Genomic DNA, 25,693 nt, shown 5'->3' on the forward strand with positions numbered 1-25,693 from the left:
GGCCCATGTGTACATTGTCGAAGACGAAGAAGTGCTTCGCAATGAGTTGTGCTTTGTGCTGTCGCGAAGCGGCTTCAGCGTCGAAGGGGTGGCCACTGCCACAGAGCTTTATCGGCGTCTTGCGGTCAAAAATGCAGCGGTCATCGTGTTGGACATCGGACTCGATGGTGAAGATGGCCTGTCGATCTGCAAATACCTCAGGGGTCATGATCCCAGCTTGGGCATCGTCTTCTTGACGGCGCGTGGTTTGCGTGACGATCGCATCACAGGCTTGGTCGCCGGGGCGGATGCCTATTTGGTCAAGCCCGTCGAGATCCAAGAGATCGTGCTGGTCATTGAGCGATTGATGGCGCGCCGCGATTACATGGGCCGGCCGAGCGCAGAGGCCGGCAACGTCGACAACGTGGTGGCCCTCAGCGCCCCTGCTGAAGTGCCAGCGGCCGGTGGTGTTGCGGCTCAGGTGCCCGCCGCCGCCGATGCGTCGTGCTGGAATCTCGATGTGGCCTTTGGTCAATTGCGTGCGCCCAATGGGCACATCTGCTCTTTGTCGGACGTCGAGCGAAAGCTGGTTTTCTGCCTGATGTCCGAAAAGGGTCAGCCGGTGTCTTCAGAGCAATTGGCACATAAACTCAATATTCCAATTGAGTCTTATCAGCGGCATCGCGTCGAGGTGATTATCAGCCGCTTGAGAAAGAGCGTGGAACAAGCGGTGGGGCTCAAACTGCCGCTGTTTTCAGTGCGCGGCGTTGGCTACTTCGTGCGTGACATTGTCACGACCTGAGGCCCCTTGGCATGCTGGGAAGAGCAGCCCGTGCGGGCCGCTTTGCCCGGTGTCTCCTCGCTCCGAACAATATCGCCATTTAATCTCAAATTAATTGCGAATCTGAATATAAAGACATCATGTCTTGCAAGTGAGAAGTGATCTCAAACTTGTTCTGTGAGGTTTTTCATATTCCCCCTGGGAAGGGTGATTTCGTGATTTAGTGGGGCTGTTACCCGCCGGGGTGTTCTATATATTCGCGCTTCTCTCACGGAGCTCGAACGCATGAACCCCTCCACTGTCAGTGCTTCTGCGGCCATGGCCGAAGACAAGCCCAGCCGTCCTTGGCGTCGCGTCGCCTTGTGCGGTTTGGCCTTGGCCGCCATAGGCGTGGCGCTAGGGTCTTGGGTGGCGGCCTTGGTGCCGGCGAGCGCAGCGCTCGAGGCGCCGACGACGCCCGTGGCGGCGCCGTCACCGGACTTCACCAATCCCTTGGAGAGTGTCCGCCTCGTGCGGCAGGACGGTGCGCCTTTGCTGCACACAGCGCTGCGGGGCAAAACCGTGCTGTTGAACTTTGCATTCACGGCCTGCTCCACCACCTGCCCTGGGACGACTCAGCAATTGCGCCAGTTGCAACAGGCGGTGGCGGCCCACAGCCCGCACATCGAGCTGGTGACCGTCAGCGTCGACCCCTTGTCGGACACCCCGGAGACCTTGAAGCGCTATGCCCAAGCCCAAGGCGTGGATTTCAAGCAGTGGCATTGGCTGACCGGCGAGCCTGCCCAAGTGCAGCGGTTGATCCAGCACTTTGGCGCGCTGCAAGGAGACAGCCGCAAGCCCGAGGACCATCTGACCTCGCTGTTCCTGATTGACGGCTTTGGCCGCGTGATCGGCCGTCTCTCCGGCGCGCCGGTGAACCTGGAGCGCACCCAACGTGAGCTGCTGGAGGTGGACCGCAGCATCAGTGCCCGCGCCCGTCTGGCCCAAGCCTGAGCTCGCGCAGCACCAAAGCGCGACGCACGACCCTATTGATTGAGACAGACCATGAACAAACCCCAAACCCTTTCTTTGTCGGCGCTGGCCCTGGCCCTTTCGCTGACGGCCTGTGGTGGTGGCGGCAGCAGCGACGATGAATCTGCGGTCGGCCAGCGCGCCAAGGCTGCTGGCGTGGGCGTCGCCAATGAGACTTGGTATCAGGTGACACCCCCACCGGACCCTCTGCTGAACGGCGTCACACCCACCGCCACGGCGCACAGCGAAGGCATGTGGCTGCCCACCATGGATTGGCCCATCAATGCCATCCACATGGTCTTGTTGCCCAACGGCAAGCTCTTGAGCTACGGCACGCGGCCCAATGAAAACGACGGCGGTCTGGGCAACCAAGACGGCGGCGCCAATGTGCTGTGGGACCCGTCTGAGGGCGACGGCAAGGTCTTCAACGTCACCCGCTTCTCCACCAGCACCACCACGCAAATCAACAGCTTTTGCAGCTCGGCCACCATCTTGTCCGACGGCAAGGTCTTGACGGCAGGTGGCTCGGGCGGCTTCATCGGCGGGCGCACCTCCAGCACCTTCATGTCGGGCTTGTACTCGCCAGAGACCAACCGCACCGAGCGCCAAACCAGCTTTGACACGGCCGATGCGCGGTGGTACTCGACCATGATCACCTTGGCAGACGGTCGCCCCATCTTGCTGGGCGGCATGGTGCCCTACTCCGAGGGCTCATGGGCGTCGCAAACATCTAACAATCTGGCTGCACTGACGCCCGAGATCTTCACCGCAGGCAAGGGGTGGTCTTTCTTGACGGGGGCCTACAGCACCGAGGCCTTTGGCATGTACCGCACCCGCAATGAGTTTCCCCATGCCTGGGTCGCGCCCAACGGTGAGGTGTTCGGCATCTCCTCGGACGTGATGTGGGCGCTGAACCCTGCCGGGAATGGCTCCATCCGCACGGTGGGCACCTTCAAGGGCGGCGCTGTGGTGGGCAATGGTGGCGCTGGCGGCACGCGCAGCCTGCCCAATGTGGGCTCGTCCACCACCAGCGCCGTCATGTTTGCGCCAGGCAAGGCCCTGCAGATGGGCGGCAATGGCTATTGGGTGGCTGATGGCAGCCATCTGTGGGCCAGCAGCGCCGCCACAGTGATCGACTTCAACAACCCGAGCTTGCCGGTGCTGACCGAGACCGGGGAGATGAAGCGCTCCCGCCGCTTCTTCAACGCCACCGTGCTGCCCGATGGCAAGGTCTTCGCCAATGGCGGCAGCTCCTACGGCAACAACGACGGCGCCTATGCGCGCTTGAACGGTGAGATCTGGGACCCGGCCACGGGCCAATGGACGCTGATGGCGGCCCAAACCAAGGCGCGCGTCTATCACAACAGCTCCGCCTTGCTGCCCAACGGCACGGTCATCAGCGGCGGCGGCGGCAACCCCGGCCCGGTCTTCAACAAAAACGCCGAGATCTTCTTGCCGCCTTATCTGTTCAAACAAAGCGGCAGCACATCGGTGTGGGCGACTCGTCCCAGCATCACGGGCACCACGGCGTTCAAAGTGGCGCATGGCGGCAGCTTCAGCCTGGAGATGGCCACCACCGCCAAGATCAAGTCGCTCAGCATGTTGGGCCTGACGGTTACGACCCACGGCTTCAATGCCGGCCAGCGCCGCATTCCGCTGAGCTTCACGCAAACCGGCGGGCGCCTCGACGCCGTGGCCCCCAATGCCAATCTCACGCCACCCGGCTACTACATGGTGTCGGCGGTGGATGAGATGGGCGTGCCGTCCAAGGCCTTCATCATGGCTGTGGGGGCCAATGTATCGCCGCCCCCCGCGCGCATGGAGCCGCTGGCCAAGGTCGATGTGGTGGGTCAGATCCCCACCCCCGCCACCAGCGTCGGTGTGGCCACGCCCTTCAGCGCCACCTTGACCGTGGCCGATGCTCAAGTGAGCTGGGACTTCGGCGATGGCACTCCCGCCACCGCCTTTGGGCCGAATCAGACGGTGCAGCACACCTTCAGCCAGCCCGGCGTCTACACCGTGGTGGTGTCGATGAAGAATCGGGTCGGACTGATCTCGACCTACTCCTTCATGCAGATGGTCAAAGGCCCCATCGTGGACTATGTGGGCCGCGCCTCGTCGGCCATGGTGCTGGAGCGCCGCAGCACGGGCGGCGATCGTCTCTGGGTGGTGAGCCCGGACCACAACAAGGTCTCGGCTTTCACCACCACCACCGGTGCCAAGGTGGACATCACCGTGGGCGAAGAGCCGCGTGCTGTGGCGGTGAGCTTCAACGGCACCATTGGCGTGGTCAACAAGCGCTCGGCCACGGTCTCGCTGATCGACCCTCGGACCTTGCGAATCCTGCGCACCGTGACCCTGCCGCGCGGCAGCCAGCCGCATGGTCTGATCTTCAGCCCCGATGGCGCCACCGGCTATGTGGCCTTGGAAGGCTTGGGTCAAGTCGCCCGCTTCACCACCGCCAATGCGGCTGTGGGCCAGCCCATTCAAGTGGGCGGCACGCCGCGCCATCTGGCCATCAAGGGCGATGGCCTCTACCTCGCGGTGTCCAAGTTCGTGACGCCTCTGCAGGTGGGTGAGGACACAGCCACCGTCGACGTGAGCCAAGGCGGCGCCGAAGTGGTGGCTGTGGATCTGATGAACAACAGCATCCTCAAGACCATTGTGCTGAAGCACAGCACGGCGCTGGACACGGCAGTCTCCAGCCGTGGCGTGCCCAACTACTTGGGGCCTATGGTCTTGTCGCCGGACGAGAGCGTGGCGTGGATCCCGTCCAAGCAAGACAACATCGCGCGTGGCCGCCTGCGCGATGGCAATGACCTGGACTTCCAGAACACGGTGCGGGCGGTGACTTCGCGCGTGGACCTGGCGACTTTGGAAGAGATTCCGCAGGGCCGCATTGACCACGACAACGCCAGTGTCGCGTCTGCGGCTGCCTTCAATGCCACCGGTCTGCTGGGCTTTGTGACGCTGGAGACCAGCCGTGAGTTGGCGGTGTTGAATGCCAAGACCGGTGAGCAACTGTTCCGCGTGGATGTGGGCGTGGCGCCGCAGGCGGTGGTGCCGTCGCGGGATGGCCGCACCGTCTACGTGTTCAACTTCATGGGCCGCAGCGTCACGGTGGTGGATCTGTCGCCGCTGCTCGACTTTGGCCAGCGCCGGGCCACCGTCAAGGCCACCTGGGCGGCCGTGCCGGCCACCTCATTGACGAGCGACATCGAAGTCGGCAAACGCCTGTTCTACGACGCCAAAGACAGCCGTCTGGCGCGCGACAGCTATATGAGCTGCGCGGCTTGCCACAACGACGGTGGCAGCGATGGCCGCACCTGGGACTTGAGCCACGCGGGCGAAGGCCTGCGCAACACGCCCACGCTGCGCGGCCGCATGGGCGCGGGCTTTGGCAAGCTGCACTGGACGGGCAACTTTGATGAAGTCCAAGACTTTGAAGGCCAGATCCGCACCCTGGCGGGCGGCACCGGCTTGATGACCGACACGGCCTTCAATGCGGGCACCACCAGCCAACCCTTGGGCGACAAAAAGGCCGGCAAGAGCGCGGACCTCGACCGGCTCGCCGCCTATGTCAACTCGCTGACCAAGGTGGACGCCAGCCCGGCGCGCGTCTCGGCCACCGTGATGTCTCCAGCGGCCCAGGCCGGTCAGACGCTGTTCACCAGCAAGAACTGCATCGCCTGTCACACGCCAGCCACGCAGTACACCAACAGCGTGGGCGGCAGCCTGCAGGATGTGGGCACCTTGAAGGCCAGCAGCGGCAAGCGCCTGGGCGCCGCCTTGACCGGTTTGGATGTGCCGACCCTCAAGGGCGCCTGGAACACCGGCCCTTGGTTGCACGATGGCTCGGCCCCGACCCTGGAGGCGGCCATCAGCGCGCACACCAAGCTCAATCTCAATCTCACGGCGGCGGAGCTGGCCAGCTTGGCGGCCTTTGTGAAGGAAATCGAATAGGGCGGCGTGCCCGCGCCTCCGCACACGCCAATGGGGTGTACGGGGGCGCGTATTAGCGCTGGCAGCCAGTGAATTTGCGCGCAAATCGGCCTGAGGCCGCAGCCCCTGTGTCTTTAGAATCCGCTCACTTTTGATGACCCAAGGCCTCAGGACATGAGGCCGAACAAGGCAGCTATGGCCGACTCGTCAGCGCAAGCGTGGAACCCCGCGACCTGGTCGGGAACCTTCAAACTGGTGGGCTCCGATCTGGACCGTCTCGCCATGCATTTGGGCAAGCCGCACTCGCGGGTGCACAAGTGCTACTTCGCTTTGCTCCCAGGGTTTCAAGCGCTGTTTTGGCACCGCATCGCGCGGCGTCTGCTCTTGGGCGGCTGGAACTTTCCGGCCCGCCTGATCGCGCTGATGGCCATGTACCTGACGCGGGCTGAGCTGCCACCGACCTCCTCCATCGGCCCCTCCGCTTTGATCGCTCATGCCACGGGTGTGTATGTGTTCGGCCAGGTGGGGGCGCGCATGACCATTCAGGGCGATGGGGGCTTTGGCGGCGGCTTTGGGGTGGACGATATCGGTGCCGGGCCGGGCTATGCGGTGGCCGGCGACGATGTGGTGATTGCCTTTGGTGCGCGGGTGCTGGGGCCGGTGCGCATCGGCAACGGGGTGCATGTCGGCCCGGGCGCCTTGGTGACCTTTGATGTGCCCGATGGCTCCCTGGTGCTGTGGGACCGTCCACGTGTCATCAAGGGCGGCGCGAAGACCGCTCCGCCAACTCAGTGAGAATGCAGGGACATTGGCTTTTGCTGCACCCATGTCCACCACCCACGCGCTGATTGATGTTCTCAAGGCCGAGTTAAAGACTTCTGGCATCACCTATGCCGTGCTGGCCAAAGAGCTGGGCATGGCGGAGTCCAGCATCAAGCGCATGTTTGCGCAGGCCGACATGCCGCTGTCGCGGGTGGATGAAGTCTGCCGTGTCTTGCGCATGGACTTTGCAGACCTCGCGCGCAAGGTCGCCGACGCCCAACCCTTGCGCCGCGAGCTGACCCTGGAGCAAGAAAAGGCCGTGATCAGCGACCGCAAGCTGTTGCTGATGGCCATTTGCTGCTTGAGCCAATGGACACTGGATCAAGTCATCACCAACTATCGGATGACCGAGGCCGAGGCCATCAAATACCTGGTGCGCTTGGACCATCTGGGCATCATCGAGCTGCGGCCGATGAACCGCTATCGCCTCAAAGTGGCCAAGGGCTTTCGGTGGCGCCCTCATGGCCCGGTGATGCAGTTCTTCCGCGAAGAAGTGGTGGGCGACTACTACAGCGGCGGCTTTGATGGCGAAGGCGAGATGCTGACCTTGGTCCACGGCCAGATCGGGCGCAGTTTGGCGCAGTTGTTCAATGAGCGCTTGCAGCGCGTGGCGCAAGACTTTGCGCAGCAGCACCTGGCTGATCAAAAACTGCCGGCGGACCAAAAGCGGCCCTACACCCTGGTGATCGGAATGCGCTCTTGGCTGTTTGCGGCGTTTCGGGATCTCAAGCGCTAAGGCTCAGTCCAGCAGCGTCAAATCGCGCACGCAATAACCGGTGCCGCGCACCGACATCAAGGGCAGGTGCATGCCGGTGGATTGCTCGACATTGCGGCGCAGGCGGCTGACGATGACCTCGATGCGGTGGCGGTGGCCATCATCGACCTCGAAGTCCAGCACCTTGGCCAAGGCTTCTGCCGACATGGGCTCGCCCCCGGCCTGACCCAGGCCGTACAGCAGCGCGCGCTCATTGCTGGAGACGCGCCGTGTCTTGCCATTCGGGGCCTGCAGCAGGCCTGAGGCAATGCGCAGCGTCCACAGCGTGGGGGCGGGCACCGGGATGCCCGCGGCTTGCGCCAAGCCCACATCAGGGCTCAGCCCCACCGCCAGACGCGTCAACTCGCCGGCCCGTGCCAGCCATCGCTCTTGAATCCGCGCCAGGATGGCCAGCAACTCCCGGGTTTCCACGGGTTTGGTCAAGTAGGCATCGGCACCACACGTCAGGCCTTTGAACCGGTCATCGGGGTCGGTCATGCCCGTCACAAAAACAATACCGAGGTGGGGATTGTGAGCTCTGAGATACTGGCAAATACTGAAGCCGCTTTCGCCTTCGAGGCCGATGTCGAGGATGACGGCGTCACCTGTTTGAACGGCCATTTGGCGGTAGAGCTCTGCGGCGCTGGCGACGGGTGTGACGGTGTATTGGTTTTGTTCCAGCACAAAGCGAAGTGCTTCTCGCAAGATTTCGTCGTCTTCGACCAAGAAGACGTTCATGGTGCGAGGCTCAGCGGTCAAGGCGCGCATGATGGTGATGAGGTGGGCAGTCGAGTGAATTTAAGCAGCATGACGCGACAGCGCAAGGTGTGGTGGGCCATTGTGATGGCCATCGCACTGGCTGCCGCGTGGCTGGCGGCGTCGGTGACCAGCGAGGCCGACCAAGCATGGACCCTGAAAGCTGCGCCGCCCCATCTGGTGGTGGAAACGCCCCAACAGGCCGCCGCACTGTACCAAGCCGGCGGCTTCCAGGCGATCACGGGCGACAGCGTCAATCGCTACCAAGCGGGTGACTTGTGGCTGGCCGTGGAGTTGCCAGCGTCTGTCGCGCAGAGCCCGGGCAGTGTCTTGAGTGTGCGGCCAGCGACCTTGAAGAGGGTGGAGCTGTACCGACTGACCCAGTCTGGCCATGCGCTTTTGCTGGGGGCGGCAGGCCTGGATGTGCCCCGCACGCAGTGGCCCATGGTGGCGCGCGGCCCGACCTTTGTGCTGGACAAGCAGGCGCAGGACTCGGCCACGGTGTTGGTCAAGGTCAGTGCCCGGCAGTTTGCGCTGGCGATGGTCGAGGTGGAAACGGCGGCGCAACATCATCTAGCGGTTGAGCACGAGGTCTTTTTGTTGGGGGGCGTGCTGAGTTTGGCGGTCGTGACGCTGGTGGCGTCGCTGCTGGCCTGGCGTGTGGCGGCCGATAGCGAATTCTTGCTCTGGGCGGGTCAGGCCTTTTCGAGCATGTGCTACATCGCCTACTCTCACGGCCTGATTGTGGCGTACCTTCCAGCCATGCCCTATAAGGTGCATGCCTATGTGTTCTGGGCCACGGTGTCGGTGATGATTTGGACCATCTCCGCCTTCGGGGCGCGGGCCCTGGATTTCAAGGCCTTGCATCCGCAGCTTCCGCGCGTCATTCACGCCCTGGCCCTCTCGGCCGCGCCGCTGGCCTTTCTGTCGGTCTGGCAGGGCTGGGACACGGCGATGGTTCGCCTCACTCAGGCGGGCCTGATCGTTTTGTTCACCGTCGGCGTGCTGTGGCAGATCTGGCGGGGCCAGCAGATGGCGCGCCGCTACGGCGTGGTGGCCTTGTTGCTGGCGCTTTCGGGCATCCCGTTTGTGTTGCTGCAAGTGGGCATGGTGCCCGTGACTCACCTGACCTGGAATGCTTGGCAATACGCGCTGGCGGCCTGTGACCTGATCTTGCTGCGTGAGCTGATTGGCCGATTCCTTCAACAGCGCCGTGAGGCCCTGAACGAGCAAATTCATCTGCAAAGCCTGTTGCGTGACGAAAAAGCTCAGCTGGAGCAGCGCGTGGTGGAGCGCACGGCTGCCTTGGTGCAGGCCAATGAGGAGTTGGAGCGCGCCGAGCTGCAGCAGCGCGAGTTGCTGAGCATGGCCTCGCATGAGTTCCGTTCGCCGGCGGCAGCCATCCAAACCACGCTGGAGGCCCTGGAGTACCTGCGCGAGCCCATTCCCAGTGTGATGCAGGACCGGCTGGACCACCTGCAAGCCGCCGCCCGGCGACTGACTTTCTTGGCCAACCGACTGATTGAGCACGATCGCTGGCGCGAGCGCTCTTTGCAAGTCCATGTCGAGCGGCTGGACCTGCGGGCTTGGTTGATTGATGTGTTGGGCGACTACCCCGATGGCTTGCCCCTGAGCTTGGATTTGCCCAGCGAGCCGGTGTGGGCGCGGGTGGACCCGGTGTTGATGCGCATCGCCTGCCAGAACTTGATCGACAACGCGCTCAACCAAGCCCCCAAAGGCCAGGCGCAGGTGCGGGTGCAGCTGCGCGCGGACTCGGCGCGTTACTGGGTGCGGGTGTCGGACAACGGGCCGGGCGTGCCCGACGAGTTCAAGCTCAGAGTCTTCGACCGTTTCTTCAGCCAGAAAGCCTCGTTGCGCAATGGCTTAGGCCTGTCCATCGTGCGCACCGTGGCGCAACTGCATGGCGGCGATGTCCAGGTGACTGACGCGCAGCCCCATGGCGCTTGCTTCACCATCACCTTGCCCCTCAAGGAGGGGGAAGATCAATCCACCAACACCATGTCCTTGACGCAGTAACCCGTGCCGCGCTTGGCAAACAAGGGCAGGCTCAGGCCCACGGTTTGCTCGATATTGCGGCGCAGGCGGCTGATGATGACCTCGATGCGGTGCTTGTCGTATTCCTCCTGAGGAATCTGCAACTGTGCCGACAACACCTCGGCGCTGATCACCTCGCCTTGCTGTTGGGCCAGGCAATACAGCAGGGTGCGTTCATTGTTGGAGAGCTTGCGCGTCAGCCCATTGGGTGCGCGCAGTTGGCCCAGGCCTACATGCAAGGTCCAGGCATGGTCGGCGCTTGGCTCGGCGGCAGTGCTGACCGAGCCCAAGGCGCTGGGCAGGCGACTCACGCCCCCCAGCTCAGGCAGGCCGCCGAGCGCTGAATCAGCGGGGGCGGCGACGGCGGTGTTCGCCGGTGCGGACACGGGCGCAGGACCTGGGGCATGGCTTTGGCTGACGGCGCGGCGGTCGAGCAGCCGATCCAGCATCAGAATCAACTCTTGCATCTCCACCGGCTTGACCAGGTAGGCATCAGCCCCGGCCGCCAAGCCACGCAAACGGTCATCGCGCAGGCTGCGGGCCGTCAGGAACACAATGCCCAGGTGCGGGTCATGCCGGCGCAAATAGGTGCAGATGGACAGGCCGTCTTCACCCACCAGGCCAATGTCGAGGATCACGGCCCCTGCAGAACGCACGGCCAGATGACGATACAACTCTTGCGCGGTCGCATAAGCCGCGACACGAAAACCGTGATGCCGTAAGACAAAACTCAGTTCATTGCGGAGGATGTCCTCGTCTTCGACAATGACGACTTCAGCGCTTGCGCGGTTTGCTGGCACCATAAGCAGAGGGGGTAACTTTTTGCAACACAGGCCGAAGTATCCAGCATCCGGGGCTGTGGGCGGCCCGGTGGAAGGCCTTATTGTGCACAGCTGGGCCCGAATTGGGCGCAATTTGGCACTCTTAGCGCTGATCTTCGGCTTGTCCATGATTTTCGGCATGCACCATGCCGACACCCTGCCGCAGCCCTGGACGCTGCGCGCGAGCGCCAAAGCCCTGGTCATCCAAGATGAGATGCACGCGCTGCAGCACTACCGCCAGGGGAACTTTGAGGCCCTCTCCGGGCCGGGGGTAGCGCGGGGCATGAGCTCCCACGATCTCTGGCTGGCGCTGGAATTGCCCGCAGGCATGCGGCTGGCCCCGCGGGCTTATGTGACGGTGGCGCCGGCCCTGCTGGACCGTGTGGACCTCTATCAAGTGGTGCCGGGTGAGTCGCGGCCTCGGCTGCTGGCGTCCTCGGGCTACAAGGTTCAGCCGTCCTTGCGGCCCCTGCCTTTGCGCCACGCGGAGTTCGATGTCGAGGTCCATGATCGACGAGCGTCCGTCTGGCTGATTCGGGTGCAGTCGCGCCTCTACACCGCGGCCTTGGTGTCGGTGCAGAGCATGGGCGAGCACCAGCAGGGGGAATTGATCGAGGGCTTCATGGTCGGGGTGGTGCTTTTGTTGGGCTTGGTGTCGCTGACCCTGTCTCTGGTGGTGCGCTACTGGTCCCCCGATGGCTACGCCTTGAATCTGTCTTGGATGGTGTTGGGCTTCATCAGCTTGATGGGCATGTGGCACGGCTATCTGAGGCTCTGGCTGGATTGGCCGTCCGAGGTTGCGGTCACCGTCTTGGACACGCTGGTCGCCTCAGGCACCTTGTGGGCCTTTTATCGTTGGGCTGCGTCGACGATGCGCATGAAGCGCTACAGCCCTTGGTTGCCTTGGGCCATGAAGCTGGTGGTCTTGATGAGCCTGCCCGCCTGCGCGATGGCGGTGATGCGGGGCTGGTCCCCCTTGCTGGGGGCGGCTGCGGCCGCTGGGGTCATGATGGTGGTGGTGTTTGCGGGCATTGCGTCGCAGTTAGGGCGGCATCGCATTGAGTCACCGATGTACCTCTTGTTTGGTTTGATCGCAGCGTCCTTGGTGGTGATCAAGACCTTGGCCGAGCGGGGCGTGTTGCCCTACACCTCGGGCACCGCGTATGGATGGTTGATTGCCCTGTCGGTGGCCTGCTTCGCCTTGCTCTTGGACTTGCTGACCCGCGCCATGGACGAGCGGCAGCTGGTGCGCGCGGACCGCGACCGCCTGCATGCCATGCTCTTGCATGAGAAGTCGCAGCTGGAGCTGCGGGTCAGCGACCGCGCCCAAGCGCTCAGCACTGCCAATGAGGCCTTGCGCCTGACCGAGGCCAGCCAGCGCGAATTGCTGTCCATGGCCTCGCATGAGTTCAGGACGCCAGCGGCCATGATCAAAGGCACCTTGGACGCGATGGAGTGTGTGGCTGAGCCCTTGCCCCACGCGGTGGCCCAAAAGGTCGAGGCCTTGCGGACGGCTTCTAGCCGACTGATTTTTCTGGCCAACAAGCTGATCGCCCACGACCGCTGGCGCGAACTGTCCGTCAAGCCTCAGCTGCGCTCGCTGTGGGTGCGCGAGTGGTTGCTGGAGGTGTTGGGCGACTATGACGACGATGTGCCGGTGCGCCTGAAGTTGCCGCCCGAAGAGGTGGAGGTGCGGGCCGACGCCACGCTGTTGAAGATTGCCTTGCAGACGCTCATCGACAACGCGCTGGTGCACAGTGCCGACGGGCACAGCCTGGTGCGGGTCAAGCTGGTGGTCATGCCGCAGCAGATTGAGATCCAGGTGATCGACGCGGGGCCGGGCATTGCCGACGATGACAAGCCGCAGGTCTTCGAGCGCTTTTTCAGTGTCGGGCCGGACCAATCGCGTGGCCTGGGGCTGTCCATCGTGGCGGCGGTGGCGCGCATGCATGGCGGCCACGTGACCGTCAGCGACGCGCAGCCGCATGGGGCCTGCTTTCATTTGGTGCTGCCCCACCAAGGCTTGCGCACCCCGACCGAGGACGAGCATGCCGATTGAGCGCAGCACGCGTGCCGCCTGGCTGCGCACAGCGCTTGTGCTGCTGCTGCCGTGGGTGTTGCTGCTGGCCGTGGCATGGAGCGACACCGTCAACGACCCCGAGACGCCGCGCTGGTCGCTCTACGCCTTGCCCAAGGGGGCCGATGTGTTTGATGCCCAGGTCGCATTGGCCCTGTATCGCGCCGGGCGTGTCGAGCCACAAATCACCCATGGTGTGGGGCGCGGCTTCAGCGACGAGGATCTGTGGCTGATGGCCGAGCTGCCTCGTCCGCCCTACCCAGGGGCCTTGCGCTTTTTGTCCGTGGAGCCGCCCTTGCTGCAGTGGGTGGATTTGTATCGGGTGGATCGCGCCGGGCGGCCCGTCAAGGTGGGCTCTACCGGCTTGGCCGTGCCGGTGGCGCAGCGGGTAGGGACAGCGGGCAAATCGCACTTTGTGCTCATTGACGAGCCGAACTGGACTTCCACCGTGATGTTGCGCATCCGGGTGGAGCCCGGCGTGGTGGCCGTCGCGTCGGTGCGCCTGGAGTCTGCCAACGAGCGCGATGCCGTGCTGCGTCGTGACGGATTGCTGGTGGGCGTGTTGACCACCGCCGCCGTGTTGATGCTGATTGCCGTGCTGGCCATGGCCGCCACAACGCGCGAGCGGGCGCTGTCGAGCTGGGTGATGCTGGCGGTCTTTGGGGTGTTCTACCTCTTGGTGTGGAATGGCATGCTGGCTCAATGGATGCCCCCCATGACGGTGCGTGCACAGCTTTGGCTCAATGCCATGGCGGCGGCGGCCATGGTCACCACCACGGGCTTCTTCGCGCGCGACTTTTTTGCTTTGGGCCAAGTGCACCGCCTGGCCTCAGGCATCTTGACCACCCTGGCCTGGGCGCCGCTGCCCGCTGCGATCTTGGTCTGGCTCTTGGGCCTGCAGCCGGGGTTTGGTGTCAACGTGATCTTGATCCTGATGGCGCTGTGCAATGCACCGCTGCTGCTGATCCAGCTCTACAGAGGCCAGCCCAACGCCAAGCGCTATGGCTTGATCGGGCTGGCGCTGATCTACAGCATCAGCTACTACTTCGCAGCCGTGACGGGCCTGGTGCCTGTCAGTGGTGCAAGCCTGTATGTTTGGCAGTGGGTCCTGCTGGCGGGCTACCTGGCCTTGCTGGGCGACCTGACTTGGCGCACCGTGCGAGACCGGCAGGCCAGTGAGCGCGAGCGCGAGCAACTGCATGGCTTGTTGGTGGAGGAGGCCGAGCAGTTGGAGCAGCGGGTCCAAGAGCGCACTGTGGCGCTGCGTGCCGCCAACGCCGAATTGATGGAGGCCGAGGCCCACCAGCGAGAGTTGCTGTCCCTGGCTTCTTATGAGTTCCGCACGCCGGCCGCCAAGATTCGCAGCACGCTGGATGCCTTGCACGACTTGCACGAGCCTGTGCCGCAGGATGTGCAAGAGCGTCTGGACAATCTGCGCACCGCCTCCGATCGGCTGATTTTCTTGGCCAACAAGCTCATCACCCATGACCGCTGGCGAGAGCTCAGCGTCAAGCCCCAAACCAAGCCGCTGTGGGTACGCGCCTGGATGCTGGAGCTGATGCGGGACTATGAAGCCGGCCCACCCGTCAGCGTGACCTTGCCGCATGCTGATGCCGAGATCGTGGCGGACCCGGTGCTGTTGCGCATTGCCCTGCAAAACCTGATCGACAACGCTCTGGCCCATGGCAGCAAGGGCGCCGGGGCCGTGCAGGTCGGCCTGAAACTGCTGTCCAACACCGTGGAGTTCTCTGTGGCGGACGATGGCCCCGGCGTGCCGGACGACCACAAGAGCAAGGTCTTTGAGCGCTTTGTCAGCGGCCGATCTTCCGGCCAAGGACATGGCTTGGGCTTGTCCATCGTGGCCTCTGTGGTGCGCCTGCATGGCGGTCAGGTCGGGGTCGATGACGCGCAGCCGCATGGCGCGCGCTTCTGGATGGCCCTGCCGCGAGCCCGGGACACCCAACGCTGAGCGGGTCCAGCGGCATCGTTTCGCCGCGGTGCGCTTGTAACACTCTCAAGACTCTCACGAAAGTGAGATTCTCGCGCCATAAATCCCATTTGTATCTTTGATTTGTGTACTCTTTACAGGCGAGTGGAGAGTTTAATGGTTGAAACTCTCTTTGGCTTTATTGAGTCAAAAAAAATCAATAAAAACAACAACATATAAGATTTTGGAGAGGATTGTTCAGAGCTGAGATTTGGCTTCGAAAAATGTTTATCAAGTCACGAAAACTAATTTGATTGATGGGGGGACTAGGTTTCTTTCTGTGAGGGTGATCTCTAGAATCAAGTTGTAACTTTTGCAAGTGAGCCGGCGGCTAAACGCGGGTTCAAGATCAACTCTCGACAGGAAGCACCATGCCCATCACCCCCATCGAATCCTGGATCCGCCCTCAAGATGAGAGCTTCACCATTGCCCAAGGTCAGACCCAGCGCATCCTGCCGGCCGACCTGACTGGCGACGATGTGGGCTTGAACGGCTCCATCATCAGCCTCAAGCAAGTGAACCAGCCGACGCACGGCAGCATCGTGACCAATGCCGACGGCAGCTACACCTACACGCCCAAAGACGGCTATGTGGGCGCAGACAGCTTCACCTACATCGTCACCGACCAACACGGCAACCTCTGCACCGAGACGGTCTTTGTGACTTGCGGTGCAGCCATCCCCAACCAAGCGCCGACCGTGGTCGATGAGTTTGTGGACGTCACGGCCGGTGTGGCCGTGAGCGCCCACCAGAGCATCCTGCTGGCCAACGACAAGGACACCGATGGCGGCACGCTGTCGGTGGGTGCCTTGGGCAAGCCTGCACATGGCACCTTGACCCGCGCCGCCGATGGCACGCTGACCTATGTGGCTGACGCCGGCTATGTGGGCCAGGACAGCTTCACTTATGAAGTCAGTGATGGCCAAGGTGGCGTCACCGTGGGCACCGTGCACCTCAACGTCAAGGCGGGTGGCGGCAACCAAGCCCCCGTGGTGGAAGGCGAGTTCGCCAGCCTGCGCTCCGGCACCGCCGTCAGCGCGCCTGAAAGCCTGCTGCTGAGCAATGACCGCGACCCTGAAGGCGGCGCTCTGACCTTGAAGGCCGACGGCTACAGCCAGCCTGCCAACGGCACCCTGACCCGTGCCGCCGATGGCACGCTGACCTACACGCCCAAAGCCGGCTTTGTGGGCACGGACAGCTTCACCTACACCGTGGTGGATGCGCATGGCAATGCCACCAAGGGCACCGTGACCCTGAGCGTCACCGCCGGCATGACCGCACCGGCCATCACCTCGGTGATTGACGATGTGGGCAGCAACCAAGGCAATGTGGCCAACGGTGGCAGCACCGACGACACCCGCCCCACCCTGAAGGGCACGGCCGAAGCCGGCGCCAAGGTGGAGGTCTATGACGGTGCCACCAAGATTGGTGAAACTACCGCCGACGCCAACGGCAACTGGACCCTGACCCCGGCCAACCCGCTGAGCAACGGCGGCCACGATCTGGCTGTGCGGGCCACGGCTGCTGATGGCGCCGCTGCCAACAGCAACCCCTACACCGTCAATGTCGGCCCCGACGCTCCGCTGGGCGCGCCCGTGGTGCAACTGGCCGATGACGCCAACAACGACGGCTTCATCAATGCCGCCGAGGCGAATGCCCGGGTTGATGTGGTCATCACCCTGCCGCAAGGCGCCAAGGTGGGCGACGTGCTCAAGGTCGCCGACCAAGACGGCAACCTGACGGGCCGCCCCCTGACGGCCGCCGACATTGCCGCTGGCAAGGTGACCTTGGCCGACGCTTTCGCGATGCCGGCCAATGGCCAAACGCTGACGGTCTCCGCCACCCTCACGCCCCCGGGCGGCGTTCCTTCGCCCGCAGGCTCGGACAGCGCCGTGGTCGACACCACCGCGGCTGGCCGCCCCACCGTGACCCTGACCACCGACACCAACAACGATGGCCGCATCAGCAAGGCTGAGTTGGATGCAGCCGGTGGCGTGGACGCCAAGATCGACATCCCGGCTGACGCCAAGGCCGGCGACAAGCTGGTGGTGACCGACCAAGACGGCCGCAAGGTCGAAATCACGCTGAGCCCGGCTGACATTGCCGCCAAGAGCGTGACCCTGGACAACGCCTTCCCGGTGCCGGCCGATGGCCGCCCCGTGACCTTGACGGCCACGGTGGTCGACCCCGCTGGCAATGCGTCCCCCGCCGGCAGCGACAGCGCCACGATCAACCTGGCAGCGCCGACGGTGACCGTGAACATCGTGGACGACAAGAACAATGACGGCACTCTGACCCGCAATGAGCTGGCCGGTGCCACCCGCGTGGACATCCGCATCGACCTGCCCAGCTCCATCCGTGTGGGTGACTTGGTGGAAGTGCAAGACAACGCCGGCAATGGCGTGAGCAAGCGTGTGGTGCAGGCCGACCTGGACAAGGGCAGCATCACCTTCCAAGACGCCTTCCCGCTGCCTGCTGCCGGTGCCAACCTGATCGTCACGGCCAAGGTCACCGACATCTCCAACAACGTCTCGCCCATTGCGGAAGACCGCGTGGTCTTCGATGGCAACTTCTCGCCCATCGGTACCGACGACGTCGCCAATGTGCGCGCCTTCGCCACACCGATGGTCAGCATCTTGGCCATGAACCAAGACAGCGGTGAAGTGGCTCCTGCCGGCGAAACCTGGGTGACCGCTGACGGTGACGCAGGCCGCGCTGTGTACGGCGAGCTCAGCTCTTTGCTGACCGCTGGCATGAAGGTGCAGATCTCCAGCTCCGACAAGCCCGGCGTGTGGATCGACGCTGTGGTCAGCTCCGACGGCCTGCACTGGACGGCAGTGGACAACGTCACCCACACCAGCGACTGGGTCTACACCGCACGCCTGGTGAATGCCGCAGGCACCGTGCTGTCGACCAGCGCCACACAGTCGGTGGACCTGGACAGCCAGGCTGCCGGCGCGCCGACCATCCAGAGTTTCGGCACCGACAACGGCAACACCAGCATTGCCGTGGGCAGCACCACCACCGATCAAACCTTGGTGGTCAATGGCCGCAGTGCGGATGGCGCCGCCAGCGCTGGCAACACCATTGAAGTGTTTGCCAACGGCACGGGCAACTTCCTCGGTGCGACCACCGTCAAGGCGGATGGCACCTGGAGCCTGGACCTGACCGGCACCCGTTTGGCTGACGGCGGCAGCAAGTACAACTTCTATGCGCGTGAGTCGGATGGCGCGGGCAATGTGAGCGCTTGGTCAAACAAGGCCGCGTTGACGATCAACTCGGCCAACGGCTCCGTCGAGAACTGGGCCGATTTCGGCGATGCATCCACCGCCGTTGGCCACAACGCTGTGGTCAAGGGCACCTTGCAAACGAGCGACGGTGTTGTGAACGTGACCGCCACCTTGGGCTATGGCTCGGCACAGGCCAACCAAGCCGTGGGCACGGGCCTGCAAGGCCTGTTCTCTGGCGGTGTGGCCAATGGCACCGAAGACACCCTGCTGCAAGTGCACCCCAGCTACCCGGCCACGATTGACTTCGACAAGGTGGTGAGCAACCCCAACCTCTTGTTGACCAGCATCTATGGCAGCTTGACCATCACGGCGACCCGCGCCGATGGCACCACCTTCAACCCCACGCTGTCCTTTGTGGACAACACGCCCGGCAACTACCCGGCCTTGACAGGCATCAGCGGCAACACGGTCTCTGGTGTTAACAACGCGCAAGGCGTGATCGAGCTGGCAGGTGACATCAAGAGCATCTCCATCTCCACCGGCAATGGCGGCGCCTATTCCTACATCCAGGTGGCGCAAAAGGCCGTGTCTGGCGGCACCGCGCTGCCCGCTGACGATGGCTCTATCGTGCCCGGCGCCGCACCGGCGAACAACACCAACGGCGACGACACCGTGTCCTACAGCACCCAAGCGGCGCTGGATGCGGCATTGGCCAAGGGCTTTGACGGTGGCACAGGCACCGACACCCTGCGCTTGAACGGCGACGGTTTGCGCCTGGACCTGACCAACCACACCACCACCCCCGGCGTGGCCCAGGACGTCAACAACTTCGAGAAGTTTGACCTGGTGGCAGGCAGCGGCCGCAATGCCTTGGTGATGAGCGTCAACGACGTGCTGGCCGCCGGCCGCACGGACGCCTTCCAAGTCAATGGCCGCACCCAAGTGATGGTCAACGGTGACGGCTCAGACTCCCTGAACCTGACCCACCTGCTGGACAACGGTGGTGACACCGGCAACTGGGTGTCGGCGGGGACCACCGTGGTCAACGGCATCACCTACAACGTCTTCAACCACACCACGCATGCCGCGCAGGTGTTGGCTCAGCAAGGCCTGAAGGTGCAAGTCCCGGCCGACCCTGGCGTGGCCGCTCAAACCACCACTTTCCCGACTTCCACGGGCAATGTGCTGGCTAACGACACCGACCCGGACGGCAACAAGGCCGACCTGCGTGTGGCCGGTGCCGACAACAACCCCGATGTGGCCCCTGGTGAGAACATTGGCAGCCCCATCGAAGGCAAGTACGGCCACCTGACCGTCAACCCCGATGGCAGCTACACCTATGTGGCCGACAAGTCGGCCGGCGTGACCACACCGGACACCGACGTCTTCTACTACCTGCCCAAGGACGGCGGCGGCGCCAATGGCACCACGCCCATCAAGCTGACCTTCAATGTCGAACCCGCGCTGGCCAACATCAGCAGCGTGACTGGCCCCGCCCAAGGCGTGGTCGAAGGCGGTGTCCTGGAGTTCAACGTCGTCACCAGCGCCTCTCCGGTGCCGACCCCCATCACGCTGCAAGTGGTCAGTGGCACGGGCACGGCCGATGTCGATACCACCGGCCCGCTGCAAGTGGACCTCGGCAAGGGGTGGGTCAATGTGGTGGGTGGCACCATCACCGTGGCCCCGGGCACCACCGGCTTCAAGGTGCGCGTGCCGACTGTGGACGATGCCACCATCGAGCCCAACGAGACCGTGAGCCTCAAGGTGACCTCGGCCACGGGCAGCACCGCCAGCGCTGAAGTCACACTGCTGGACAACGACTTGCTGGGCAACACCGCCAAGGGCACCGAAGACACCGCACTGACCCTGAAGTGGGGTGACTTCAACCTCAACAATCTGCCTAACGCTCAGCCCAAGCTGGTGATCTCGGGCCTGCCAAGCGACGGCAAGCTGGAGTTCAACGACAACGGCACTTGGAAGGCGGTCACCGTCAACCAAGAAGTCAGCAAGGCTGACATTGACGCGGGCAAGCTGCGCTTCACGCCGGATGCGAACGAGTCCGGCGCTGACGCCTACAACGCGGCTGGCGTGGGCAACAAGCTCAACGACTACGCGCAAGTGCAGTTCACGGCCTACGACACCAATGGCAACACCTACTCGGGTGGCAAGACCTCCATCGACATCGCGCCAGTGGCTGATTTGGGAACCCTGAGCATCAACGCCACACCGTCGGGCAGCACCGCTCACACCTATACCTTCACCATCACGGGTGCCTCGTCAGACACCGATGGCAGCGAGCGCACACGCATCGCCGTCAAGTGGGTGGACAAGGCCATGAAGGTCGTGGACGGTGACACCGGCGTGGCCACCGAAGCGGTCAAGGATGCCAATGGCTTGGTCTGGATCGAAACCAACGACCAGATCCGACTGGACAGCGTCTATGCCGGCTATAGCTGCGCTTACAGCTCCACCATTGAGTACGCCGTGGTCCGCCAGGAAGTCAATGCCGCAGGCCAGGTGATCGACTCCGCCAGCACAGCCTACAAGACGGTCTCGCACTCTTATGTCTCGCCGCTGGTCCTGGACTTGAACGGTGACGGCGTGCAAACCGTGGGCATTGAGCATGGCGTGGCCTTTGACCTGAATGCCGATGGCAAGAAGGAGCAGACCGGCTGGACCGATGGTCAAGATGGTCTGTTGGTGTGGGACCGCAATGGCAACGGCCATGTCGACAATGGCTCCGAGCTGTTCGGCGATGCGACTCAGCTGAGCAATGGCCAAACCGCCCAAGAAGGTTTTGCCGCACTGGCTGATTTGGACAGCAACGGCGACGGCGTCATCAGCGCTGCTGATGCCCAGTTTGCCAACCTGCAAGTCTGGGTCGACAGCAACCAGGACGGCCAAACCCAAGCCGGTGAGTTGGTGGGCCTGGGTGCTGTGGGCGTGGTGTCGATGAACCTGAATGCCCAGCAGACGGAAGTGCTGCAAAACGGCAACCTGATCGGCCTGGTGTCCAGCTACACCAAGGCTGACGGCAGCAGCCATGAGTTGGCAGACGTCTGGTTCCAGACCCGTGACACCAGCGAAGGTACTGAGGCCGGCTTGGACGCCAAGGATGTGCTGCAAGCCGACACCGGCTTGTCCGCAGCCTTCGGTGAAACCCAGCTCGTCGCAGAGGCCGCACCGGTGGCCGCCGACGTCTCGCTGGACCTGGCCGCAGCCCGTCTGCATGTCAGCATCCATCAAGACCTGCTGATCGAGCAAGCACAGTATTGATGGCGCTCAGTCCCTGGGCCTAGGCCCAGGGCTGGTTGTGCGTTTCAAGTGACGGCGCCCTGCGAAGGGCGCCGTTGTTCTTTCCGGCCGTCAGCGTGCGGCTTGAATGTCGCTCAGCCGATCCTTGCCCGCCCCCACGCGCTCAAGCACTGGATAGCGCAGGCCGTTGCGATAGTCCAAGCTCACGCTGCGGAAACGCTCGCCTTGGCGCAGCAACAACTGCAGCGGCGCCTTGCCGCCCTTGTTGGCCGTGATGGCCGCACTCAGGCGCTCGGCGCTGTAGGCCTCCATATTGACCGCCACCAGCACCATGCCCGGTGCCAGCTTGGCGGCAAAGGCGGGGCTGCCCCAGACCACTTGCTCTAGCTTGCCGTCTGTGGCCACATTCACGCCCAAGGAGTGCTGGAAATCCGCAGCCCGCTCCTTGCCGCCTCGGCTGCTTTCGGCATGGCGCGCAAACTCGCTCTCTTGCTCGGCAAAGCTGAGCTTCCAGCCCGAGCGGGCCAGGCCATCCAGCGGCGCGCCGGGGTTGTGGGTGTCCAGGCGCTCGCGCAAGAACTTGGCCCAGTCATGGGGCTGCACCTCATTGAGCGTGCGCACCACATCCTCAAAGGCATAGGTCGCGGGCTTGATGCTGCCATCGGCGTGCCGCGTGGTGGCAATGCCGAAGAAGGCTTTGGCAAAGTCATCCAGCGACTTGGTGTCGCCACTCTTCTCGCGGATCAAGGTGTCGGCATCCAGCCAGATCAGCGTGGCTTCGTCGTAATAGTCGCCACCGCTGCGCTGCCAATCGCGCCAGGCCTTGTCGCGGCGAGAGGCCATCGTGCCTTCGTTGGTGGTGTCTTGCAGATTGCGCCAGGTGCGGCCCACCCGCGCATTGAGATAGGCGGCCACATGGGCCAGGCGGTCGCGTGCCTGCGCGGGCGTGGTCAGCCCCGAGCGTGCGGCCAGCACATGGCCCCAGTACTGGGTCATGCCTTCATAGACCCACAGCAGCGAGTTGCGCATGGGCACGTTGTACTGCGGGGTCCAGAGGTCTTGCGGGCGGCGGAACTTGCCATTCCAGGAGTGCACGTACTCATGCGGCAGCAGCTCGCGGGCGCGGATGGATTTGTCCCACTCCTTGAAGTAGTCGGGCCTCACACCGTTCTCGCTGGACTCATGGTGTTCCAAGCCAATGCCCCCAAAGTCTTTGGAGAGCGAGAGCAAGAAGTCGTAGTGGCGCCAATGGCGGGCGCCAAAGAGCTTGTCGGACTGCAGCACCAAGGCGCGGTGGGCTTCGATCTGGGCGGGCGTCGCTTCGAGTTGCGAGGCTTCATCGGCCAGCAGGTTCAGCGCGACGGGCTTGTCCGTCTTGGGTGGGTCCAGCTCAATGCGCTTGGCATGTTTGCCGGCGAACAAGGGCGAGTCCACCAAGGTCTCCAGCGAGACGGGTGCGAAGTCCACCCAACCGTCTTTGCCGGCTTGTGGCACTTGGCCCTTGGCATCACGCAGCGCACTGGCTTGCTGCCAGCCTTCGGGCAGCTTCAGGCGGGCTTGCACCTTGATGCCGCTGGCGAAGTGGCCGGCTGGGTAGAGCAGCAACTGGTTCCATTGCACGCCCAGGATGGTGCGGCTCATATTGACGCGGCCTTGCTCGGGGCCGAGCGGCGCGAGGTATTCAAACTGCAGCTCCAGCGCTTTGACACCCGCCGGCACCTCGACATGGAAGGCATAGGGGTCGGTGACATCGCGCACCCAAGCCACGCGCTGGGAGCCTGCTTGAATGATCAAACCGGTCAGCCCACCAATGTCGTTATAGGGGCCGTGGGTGCCGGGCAACCAGCGGGGGTAGAGCAGGGTCAGCTTGCCGGGCTTGCTCACGGGCAGGGTCTGCCTCACCCGCTGAATGCGCTGGTCCAGCTCGGTGCTGTCGACGTGCAGCTGAATGACGCCGGGCCAGGCTTCGTCGCGCGGCGCGGGCAGGGTGGCCACGCCGGCTGTTTCCGCAGTCGGGCCTGTGGCTTGGGCGCTGGCGTGGGTGGCCCACGCACTGAGCAGGGCTAAACACAAGGGGCGCAGCAGGCGTGTGGCGCTGGCACCGGCGTGTCCCGTGGTGGCCTGGTGGGCCAAGGGTGGGGTCATGAGGGGCTCCCGAATTGGTTTTGGAGAACCCAACACGATAACGCCGCGCGCTCTAGTCGGTGCTCGGCAGATTCCCCAGCACGGCCTGGGTGTGCTCCCCCAGGCTGGGAGCCAGGCTGCGCAGGCTGCCGGGGGTGGCGGAGAGCTTGGGGACGATGCCCGGCACCTCCAAAGCCAAGCCTTGGGCCGTGACGATGCGCTCGATCATGCCGCGGGCCCTGAAGTGCGGGTCTTGGGCGATGTCGCGCACGGTGTAGATGCGGCCCACCGGCACACTGGCGGCTTGCAATTGGGCCACCACCTCATCCACCGGGTGCTCCAGGGTCCAGCGCGTGATGGCGGCATCCAGCTCGTCGGCCCTCGCCGCACGCAGGCTGTTATTGGCCAGGCCCGGGTCTTGGCCCAGGTCCTCACGGCCGATGGCGGCCATCAGCCGCTTGAAGATGGAGTCGCCATTGCCGCCGATCACCACCTGGCCATCGGCGCAGCGGTAGGCGTTGCTTGGCGCAATGCCCGGCAGGGCCGAGCCCGCCGGCTCACGCACCGCCCCAAAGGCGCTGTACTCGGGCAGCAGGCTTTCCATGCAATTGAAGACGGCTTCGTACAGCGCCACATCCACCACCTGGCCGCGGCCCTTGGGCGCCTCGGGGCTGATGCTGTGTTGGCGGGCCTGCAGGGCCAGCAGCACGCCGATCACGCCATGCAGCGCGGCCAGGGTGTCGCCCAGGCTCACGCCTGCGCGCACGGGTGGGCGGCCGGGCTCGCCCATCAGGTGGCGCAGGCCGCCCATGGCCTCGGCCACCACGGCAAAGCCGGGCAGGTCGCGGTAAGGGCCATCTTGGCCATAGCCCGAGAGGCGCAGCATGATGAGGCCCGGGTTGCGGGCGGAGAGGGCCTCATAGCCCAAGCCCCACTTCTCCATGGTGCCGGGCTTGAAGTTCTCGATCAGCACATCCGCCTCCAGGGCCAAGCGCCGCACCTGAGCCTGGCCCTCGGGCGTGCGCAAGTCCAGCACCACGCTTTGCTTGTTGCGGCTCTGCACCTGCCACCAGACGCTGGTGCCCTCGTGCAGCAGGCGCCATTGGCGCAGCGGATCGCCAGTGCCGGGCGGCTCGATCTTGATGACCTCCGCGCCAAAGTCGGCCAGGGTCTTGCCCGCAAAAGGGCCGGCAATCAGTTGGCCCAGCTCCAAGACTTTGAGGCCTTGCAAAGCGGCCGGGGAGGGAGCAGTCGACATATGAGCAAGCATTTTGGGGGCTGGGTGACACAGTCTGAGGGCAGAGGGTGACATCATCCACGCGCCTGACGGATTGGGGGTGGTGGCGGGTGTGGGGCTGCCTAGGATCGCGCCTTCTTTAGTTTGCGAGGAGTCCCTCATGAAAGCATACGGCGCCGAGTTTTTTGGCACTTTTTGGTTGGTGCTGGGCGGCTGCGGCAGTGCCGTACTGGCCGCTGCCTTCCCCGGTGTGGGCATTGGCCTGCATGGCGTGTCGCTGGCCTTTGGCTTGACGGTGTTGACCATGGCCTATGCCATTGGCCACATCTCGGGCTGCCACTTGAACCCCGCGGTCTCCATCGGCCTGTGGGTTGGCGGGCGCTTTGACGGCGCCAAGCTGCTGCCCTACATCGTGGCCCAGGTCTTGGGTGCGGTGGCGGCTGCGGGTGTGCTCTATCTGATTGCCAGCGGCAAAGCCGGCTTTAGCCTGAGCGGTGGCTTTGCGTCCAACGGCTTTGGCGAGCATTCGCCCGGCGGCTATTCCATGACGGCAGCCCTGGTGACCGAAGTGGTGCTGACGGCGTTCTTCTTGTTCGTGATCATGGGCTCCACCGACAAGCGTGCACCGTCCGGCTTTGCGCCCATCGCCATCGGCCTGTGCCTGACGCTGATTCACTTGATCAGCATCCCCGTGACCAACACCTCGGTGAACCCCGCCCGCTCGACGGGCGTGGCGCTGTTCGTGGGCGACTGGGCTCTGTCCCAGCTCTGGCTGTTCTGGGTGGCGCCCATCATCGGTGCGGCCCTCGGCGCGCTGGCCTACAAGGCCGTGGCCGAAGAGGCCTGATCGTTGTGATCAGCG

Annotated in this window: 14 protein-coding genes; 10 read left to right on the forward strand and 4 right to left on the reverse strand. The window is 64.0% G+C overall.

Annotation, left to right across the window (positions count from 1 at the left end):
* Nucleotides 1–7 precede the first annotated feature (7 nt).
* From KAK11_RS22145 to KAK11_RS04340, 5 genes are all read left to right on the forward strand, one after another.
* Nucleotides 8–781: a response regulator transcription factor gene (locus KAK11_RS22145; protein ID WP_310737742.1), complete on the forward strand. Its 774-nt coding sequence runs from the start codon at nucleotides 8–10 to the stop codon at nucleotides 779–781.
* A 264-nt stretch (nucleotides 782–1,045) separates the two neighbouring features.
* Nucleotides 1,046–1,753, forward strand: a complete 708-nt coding sequence (locus KAK11_RS04325; protein WP_210806493.1) for an SCO family protein — start codon at nucleotides 1,046–1,048, stop codon at nucleotides 1,751–1,753.
* Between the two features lie 51 nt (nucleotides 1,754–1,804).
* The gene (locus KAK11_RS04330) at nucleotides 1,805–5,734 is read left to right on the forward strand and encodes a galactose oxidase-like domain-containing protein (protein ID WP_210806495.1); all 3,930 of its coding nucleotides are present in this window, start codon (nucleotides 1,805–1,807) and stop codon (nucleotides 5,732–5,734) included.
* Nucleotides 5,735–5,908: 174 nt separating this feature from the next.
* Nucleotides 5,909–6,508, forward strand: a complete 600-nt coding sequence (locus KAK11_RS04335) for a serine O-acetyltransferase (protein WP_210806497.1) — start codon at nucleotides 5,909–5,911, stop codon at nucleotides 6,506–6,508.
* Nucleotides 6,509–6,539: 31 nt separating this feature from the next.
* Entirely contained in the window at nucleotides 6,540–7,271 is a 732-nt protein-coding gene (locus KAK11_RS04340) for a helix-turn-helix domain-containing protein (RefSeq protein ID WP_210806499.1), read from the forward strand.
* 3 nt (nucleotides 7,272–7,274) lie between these two features.
* Here KAK11_RS04340 and KAK11_RS04345 read toward each other — a convergent pair whose 3' ends face one another.
* Nucleotides 7,275–8,057 (reverse strand): response regulator transcription factor, encoded by a 783-nt coding sequence (locus KAK11_RS04345; protein WP_210806501.1) that lies wholly within the window; start codon nucleotides 8,055–8,057, stop codon nucleotides 7,275–7,277.
* A gap of 39 nt (nucleotides 8,058–8,096) precedes the next feature.
* Between KAK11_RS04345 and KAK11_RS04350 the strand changes: the two genes are divergently transcribed.
* Nucleotides 8,097–10,082, forward strand: coding sequence for a sensor histidine kinase (locus KAK11_RS04350; RefSeq protein WP_210806503.1), 1,986 nt, complete (start codon nucleotides 8,097–8,099; stop codon nucleotides 10,080–10,082).
* On the opposite strand, the gene KAK11_RS04355 is transcribed toward KAK11_RS04350, so the two are convergent.
* Nucleotides 10,049–10,903, reverse strand: a complete 855-nt coding sequence (locus tag KAK11_RS04355) for a response regulator transcription factor (protein WP_210806505.1) — start codon at nucleotides 10,901–10,903, stop codon at nucleotides 10,049–10,051. The genes KAK11_RS04350 and KAK11_RS04355 overlap by 34 nt on opposite strands.
* 145 nt (nucleotides 10,904–11,048) lie before the next feature.
* Here KAK11_RS04355 and KAK11_RS04360 point away from each other — a divergent pair, with 145 nt between their 5' ends.
* The 3 genes from KAK11_RS04360 (at nucleotide 11,049) to KAK11_RS04370 (ending at nucleotide 21,491) form a co-directional block, all read left to right on the forward strand.
* Complete coding sequence (locus tag KAK11_RS04360) at nucleotides 11,049–12,980, forward strand: sensor histidine kinase (protein ID WP_246498426.1); 1,932 nt, start codon at nucleotides 11,049–11,051, stop codon at nucleotides 12,978–12,980.
* Entirely contained in the window at nucleotides 12,970–14,967 is a 1,998-nt protein-coding gene (locus KAK11_RS04365; RefSeq protein ID WP_210806509.1) for a sensor histidine kinase, read from the forward strand. The genes KAK11_RS04360 and KAK11_RS04365 overlap by 11 nt, the downstream gene beginning before the upstream one ends.
* 389 nt (nucleotides 14,968–15,356) lie before the next feature.
* Nucleotides 15,357–21,491 (forward strand): SPM autocatalytic domain-containing protein, encoded by a 6,135-nt coding sequence (locus KAK11_RS04370; RefSeq protein ID WP_210806511.1) that lies wholly within the window; start codon nucleotides 15,357–15,359, stop codon nucleotides 21,489–21,491.
* A 90-nt stretch (nucleotides 21,492–21,581) separates the two neighbouring features.
* On the opposite strand, the gene KAK11_RS04375 is transcribed toward KAK11_RS04370, so the two are convergent.
* Both KAK11_RS04375 and KAK11_RS04380 read right to left on the reverse strand, forming a co-directional pair.
* Complete coding sequence (locus KAK11_RS04375; RefSeq protein ID WP_210806513.1) at nucleotides 21,582–23,615, reverse strand: M61 family metallopeptidase; 2,034 nt, start codon at nucleotides 23,613–23,615, stop codon at nucleotides 21,582–21,584.
* A 52-nt stretch (nucleotides 23,616–23,667) separates the two neighbouring features.
* A complete protein-coding gene (locus KAK11_RS04380; protein WP_246498274.1) occupies nucleotides 23,668–24,852 on the reverse strand; it encodes a CaiB/BaiF CoA transferase family protein in 1,185 nt (394 codons plus the stop codon).
* A 139-nt stretch (nucleotides 24,853–24,991) separates the two neighbouring features.
* Between KAK11_RS04380 and aqpZ the strand changes: the two genes are divergently transcribed.
* Nucleotides 24,992–25,678, forward strand: a complete 687-nt coding sequence (gene aqpZ / locus KAK11_RS04385; protein WP_210806518.1) for an aquaporin Z — start codon at nucleotides 24,992–24,994, stop codon at nucleotides 25,676–25,678.
* The last annotated feature ends 15 nt before the right edge of the window (nucleotides 25,679–25,693 follow it).

This window comes from Ideonella paludis, from assembly GCF_018069865.1.
Classification (GTDB): domain Bacteria; phylum Pseudomonadota; class Gammaproteobacteria; order Burkholderiales; family Burkholderiaceae_C; genus Ideonella; species Ideonella paludis.